The sequence below is a fragment of the Thiohalocapsa sp. genome, from assembly GCF_019695415.1.
In the GTDB taxonomy this organism is placed as follows: domain Bacteria; phylum Pseudomonadota; class Gammaproteobacteria; order Chromatiales; family Chromatiaceae; genus Thiohalocapsa.
Genome location: NZ_JAIFKJ010000419.1, coordinates 1 through 5,393 on the forward strand (window position 1 = coordinate 1; position 5,393 = coordinate 5,393).

The following is a 5,393-nucleotide window of genomic DNA, read 5'->3' on the forward strand; positions in this document are numbered from 1 at the left end:
TGTCCAGATAAACCAGCAAGCCAGCATGTCCCCGATGGTCGAATCGACAAGCCGGAAGAATACTACAAGGGGACGGGGGCCGACCCAGGCGCGCTCTGGGGACAGTATCTGTACCTCATGGCTACGGTGGGTGTCCGCTGCCCGCTCAACTGGGAACCCCGGCCCTCGAGGCATCGGTGTCGGCTCTGGGTCGTTACCTGCCAGCGGGCGCGGCCCGCCGATCGACCGCAATGTGATCCGAAGCGGACGATCGTCAACGACGAGCGGACGGGTCGCTGTCTGTTGGGTACCGGCCTGGGCCCTCGGAACAGTGAGCAGCAACGTTTCGCAGTGATCAGCGTGGTTTGCGACGAGTCCTCAGGTTTAGCTACGCTGTGGCATCGGTCAATCTTGGCTTAGCAGCGGGCAGCCTGTCTTCGTCAGCCGGCGATCCCGGTATCGAGCATCACAAGCGGCGGAGCCGGTATCCATCACGACAAGCACGGGAGTTGTCTATGGTGTCCATAACAAATGCTCGCAGAACCCATTGCAGTTGATCGCGCTATGGAGCGGAGTAGCGTGACATGGAGAAGCGGCTCACCCACAAGCAAGGCAAGCACTTGGCCTCCATCTACAATTAGACACCGCGGTCCGGTCTGACTGAGCCCTATGTTGGAAACCATCCGCCTCGTGACCCGCACCCGTGAGGTGCTCGTGGACATCACCCCGCAGGTCCGCGAGGTCGTTGCCCGCAGCGGTGTGCAGAACGGCCTGCTCAGCGTCTATGCGCAAGGTGCCACGGCCGCCATCATGATCCAGGAGAACTGGGACGACAGCGTGCAGACGGATGTCGTGGAGCTTCTGCGGCAGCTCATCCCCCGCGGCGTCTGGCGGCACGATGCCCAGGACGGCAACGGCGATTCGCACCTCAAGGCCGGGTTGGTGGGGCCCTCGGAGACCATCCCCATCATCGATGGCCAGCTCGGGCTCTCCACCTGGCAGAATGTGTTCTTCTGCGAGTTCGACGGGCCGCGGAGCGATCGGCGGGTGGTTTGTACGGTGCTATCGCGTTGATGCTGTCATGGGGTGCGTAGGCCATCGGCGTAGGCGCTTTGGTCGGAAGCCTGCGCATTGCACAGTACGGAGTACGGAGTACCAAGTACGTGAGCCGGACGCTTGACCGGCCCGCTGTATCTGTCTGAACGGTGCGCACCGGATGATTCGCTGAGCAGGGAGTGCGGAGGTCGGACCCTGCACCGTGCGCTGCGTACCCGTACCTCGCGCTACGTACTCAATCCTTCCTGATGCCCTTCCTCACCCACATACGCGCCTGCAACCACTGGCGCCCGGCGGACTTCCAGCCCTTTGGCTTGGCTGGCGAGCAGCTGGGCTGGGTGCGGCGCAGCTTCGCGCGGGCGCTGGCCGGGCTCGGGGAAGACTTCACGCTGGTGGACGATACGCTGCACTGGCAGACTGCGCCCGACGACTTCGATGCGCGCACCGACGCGTTCGCGGCGCTGAGCGCGGACCTCGACCAGCGCAACTTGGTGAGCCATCTGCACGGCGAGCGCTACCCCGTACTGAATGCCAATCGCGAGGCGCGCTTCCTCATGGACCGCGCGGTGGCGCCGTACTTCGGTATCCGCGCCTTCGGCCAGCATCTGAACGGCTATGTGCGCCGCGACGATGGGCTGCACCTGTGGATCGGGCGCCGCTCCCGCAGCCGCCGCGTGGCGCCGGGAAAGCTCGACCACATGGTCGCGGGCGGCCTACCCTGGGGCATCTCGCTCGCAGACAATCTGCGCAAGGAGTGCTGGGAGGAGGCAGCGCTGCCGGCCGAGATCGCCGACCGCGCCCGGCCCGTGGGCATCGTTTCCTACTGCCGGGACTCCGACCGCGGCCTCAAGCCCGACACCATCTACTGCTACGATCTCGAGCTGCCCGAGGGCATCGAGCCGCGCTGCAACGACGATGAGGTGGAATCCTTCCACCTCATGCCCGCCCGCGAGGTGATGCGCATCATCGAGACCACTCAGGACTTCAAGCTCAATTGCAACCTGGTGATCATCGACTTTCTCATCCGCCACGGCCTCATCGGGCCGGAGCACCCGGACTACCTGGCCATCGCATCCGGCCTGCGGGCGACGTTGCCATCGGGGCAGACGGAGCCATCTTGACCGGCGCACAATAGGCCCCGTCGGCGTTGCCGGCCCTGTGCCCACACGGCGGCGGGTGTCGATGCGTTGCCGGTGCCGATGTCAGGCGCAGCGCATTTGCCCAACACCGCGGCCGCCGCCCGAATCACTCGTCCCCGGACCATCGACCCCAGACCATCAACCCCAGAGCATCAGCCCTAAAGCACAAGCCCCAGAGTCTCACCCAAGGCCATGAGCAGCAGACCCACCTCCGCAATCCAGCGCCGACGCACGGTGCCCGTGACCATCGGCGGCATCGGCGTCGGCGGCGACGAGCCGATCCGCGTTCAGTCCATGACCAACACCGACACCGCGGACATCGAGTCCACGGTCACCCAGTGCGCCGAGCTGGCGCGGGCGGGCTCGGAATTCGTGCGCATCACCGTGAACAACGAGTCCGCGGCGGCGGCGGTGCCGACCATCCGCGAGCGGCTGGACGCCATGGGGGTCGACGTGCCCCTGATCGGCGACTTCCACTTCAACGGCCATCGGCTGTTGAGCGACTATCCGGCCTGCGCCGAAGCGCTCGCCAAGTACCGCATCAACCCCGGCAACGTCGGCCGCGGCGAGAAGCGCGACAGCCAGTTCGCCACCATGATCGAGATCGCCTGCCGTTATGACCGCCCGGTGCGCATCGGCGTCAATTGGGGCAGCCTGGATCAGGAGCTGGTGGTGCGCATGATGGACGCGAACGCCAAGCTCGCAACGCCAAAGGAGGCCGATGCCGTGATGCGGGAGGCCATGGTGGAGTCCGCTGTCAGCAGCGCGCTGCGCGCCGAGGAGCTCGGCCTGCCGCGGGACCACATCATCCTCTCCTGCAAGATGAGCGGCGTGCAGGATCTCATCAGTGTTTACCGCATGCTCGCCGAGCGCACCGACCATGCGCTGCATTTGGGGCTCACCGAGGCCGGCATGGGCTCCAAGGGCATCGTCGCCAGCACTGCGGCGCTGGCGGTACTGCTGCAGGAGGGTATCGGTGACACCATCCGCGTGTCGCTGACGCCGGCACCGGGCGAGCCGCGCACGCGCGAGGTGGTCGTCGCCCAGGAGATCCTGCAGACCATGGGCTTGCGCCCCTTCGCGCCCATGGTCACAGCCTGCCCCGGCTGCGGGCGCACCACCAGCACCGTGTTCCAGGAGCTCGCCGAAGAGATCCAGGGCTATCTGCGCGAGCAGATGCCTGTCTGGCGCGAGACCCACCCCGGCGTCGAGACCATGCAGGTGGCCGTCATGGGCTGCGTCGTCAACGGCCCCGGCGAGAGCAAGCAGGCCAATATCGGCATCAGCCTCCCCGGTACCGGCGAGCAGCCTTCCGCCCCTGTCTACATCGATGGTCAGAAGGTCACGACGCTGAAGGGCGCCGGCATCGCCGAGCGCTTCAAAGAGATGGTCAACGACTACGTTGCGGAGCGTTATCCATCCAGCGGGGCGGGCGGCTGAAGCCAGAGCGCCCCGGCTCACGCCGACAAGCCGCCGTCCACGGGAAACACCGCCGCGGCGGTGTCACCACTCGGCCGGCGTGCCGTGCCTTAGGTTGCGCCGCGCCACAAGCATCTGCCGAGCTGCCCCTTTGCCGATGGGGAATAGTGCCCATCTTGAGGGCACCGGTGGGCCGCCCCCTCTGGTTTCGACCCGCCGAGCATATCGCGCCACCAATCTCCAACGACACCCGAACGAGGAGTTCTTGCATGATCCGTCCGCTCCGTACCCGCGCCGCCGCCGGCGTCAGCATCATCTGGGCCGCCGCGTTAATCACTGCAGGCGCCGCCGCACCGGCCCTGGCAGAAGACCCGATGACCGTGTCCGTCAAGCGCCTGTCGCTGGACACGGCGCAGAAGATCGCCCAGGCCACCGTGGACGCCTGCCGCGAGAAGGGCATCCAGATCGGTGTGACCGTTGTGGACCGGGACGGCGTTGTGCAGGTGCAGCTGCGTGACACCATCGCCGCGCCCATCACGGTGCCCATCAGCTACAAGAAAGCGTACACGGCAGTGAACTTCAACGCCAACACCTCCGCCCTCGCCGAGCGGGCCGACACCGCCGTGGGCCGGCAGGACTTCCTGGTCATGTCAGCAGGCGGCGTTACTGTCACCAGCGGCGGCTCCCTGATCGGCGGTGTGGGCGTGAGCGGCGCACCCGCCGGCGAGACAGACGAGGAGTGCGCACAAGCGGGCGTCGACGCGGTGCAGGACGACCTGGAAATGGCGTTCTGATCCGGCACGCCCATGCGCCGGTCGTCTCCCGGCCATTGTCCGGGGGGCGCCGTGCATTCGCCTCAACCACGCAGCCTAGGCCAAGCGGGCCGCGTGGAGGCCTGCCGTCCCTCGATGCACCACCCTGCCCCGAACACTTGCCCGGACGGCCTCTGCTTTACGCCCAAACTCAGCGAAAGGTCCCGAACCATGCGCATGCTTTTCCCCTTCTTTGTGCTTCTTTTCTCTGCCGGCACCGTCCTGGCGGAGGTGCAGACCAAGGCCGTCGAGTACATGGACGAGGACGTGCCGCTCACAGGCCACCTGTACTGGGACGACAGCATCGAGGGCAAGCGCCCCGGTGTGCTGGTGATCCACGAATGGTGGGGCCTGAACGACTATGCGAAGAAGCGGGCGGAGATGCTCGCTGAGCTGGGCTACGTCGCCTTCGCCGCCGACATGTACGGCAACAACCAGGTGACGGATCAACCGAGCCAGGCCCGGGATTGGATGCAGGAGGTCACCGCCGATGTGGAGCTGTGGCGCCAGCGCGCCGCACTCGGGCTGGAGCAGCTCAAGGCCAGCGAGTACACCGACACGGACAAGACCGCGGCCATCGGCTACTGCTTCGGCGGCGGCACGGTCATGCAAATGGCCTACGGCGGTGCCGATGTGCTCGGCGTTGTGAGCTTCCACGGCTCGCTGCCCGCAGCCCCCGAAGAGGTCCAGGGCAAGATCGCGCCCGAGATTCTGGTGCTGCACGGCCAGGCCGACAGCTTCATCGCGCCCGAGGTGGTGACCAACTTCCAGAACAAGCTGGAAGAGGCCGGTGCCAACTGGGAGATGGACATCTACGGCGGCGCCCGCCACGGCTTTACCAACCCGGACGCCGGCGACTACGGCATCGACAATCTGGAGTACGACGCCCAGGCCGACGCCCGCTCCTGGGCGCGCATGCAGGCCTTCTTCGACGAGCTGTTCGGCAACTGACGGCCGACGCCGCCGACCAGGTCCGCACCACTTCCGA

The 5,393-nt window shown here is 66.4% G+C and carries 5 protein-coding genes; all 5 read left to right on the top strand.

Translation table 11 applies throughout. The features are described 5' to 3' along the window. The first annotated feature begins 648 nt into the window (after positions 1-648). The 5 genes from I6U14_RS11970 (at position 649) to I6U14_RS11990 (ending at position 5,356) form a co-directional block, all read left to right on the top strand. Positions 649-1,053 carry a secondary thiamine-phosphate synthase enzyme YjbQ gene (locus I6U14_RS11970; protein ID WP_296899612.1) on the top strand — a complete coding sequence of 135 codons (405 nt, stop codon included), beginning with the start codon at positions 649-651 and terminating at the stop codon, positions 1,051-1,053. Between the two features lie 230 nt (positions 1,054-1,283). Beyond that, positions 1,284-2,156 carry an NUDIX hydrolase family protein gene (locus tag I6U14_RS11975; protein ID WP_296899614.1) on the top strand — a complete coding sequence of 291 codons (873 nt, stop codon included), beginning with the start codon at positions 1,284-1,286 and terminating at the stop codon, positions 2,154-2,156. A gap of 210 nt (positions 2,157-2,366) precedes the next feature. Continuing rightward, positions 2,367-3,614 carry a flavodoxin-dependent (E)-4-hydroxy-3-methylbut-2-enyl-diphosphate synthase gene (gene ispG, locus I6U14_RS11980; protein WP_296899616.1) on the top strand — a complete coding sequence of 416 codons (1,248 nt, stop codon included), beginning with the start codon at positions 2,367-2,369 and terminating at the stop codon, positions 3,612-3,614. Positions 3,615-3,862: 248 nt separating this feature from the next. Continuing rightward, entirely contained in the window at positions 3,863-4,387 is a 525-nt protein-coding gene (locus tag I6U14_RS11985; protein ID WP_296899618.1) for a heme-binding protein, read from the top strand. A gap of 189 nt (positions 4,388-4,576) precedes the next feature. Further along, positions 4,577-5,356, top strand: a complete 780-nt coding sequence (locus I6U14_RS11990; RefSeq protein WP_296899620.1) for a dienelactone hydrolase family protein — start codon at positions 4,577-4,579, stop codon at positions 5,354-5,356. Positions 5,357-5,393 lie beyond the last annotated feature (37 nt).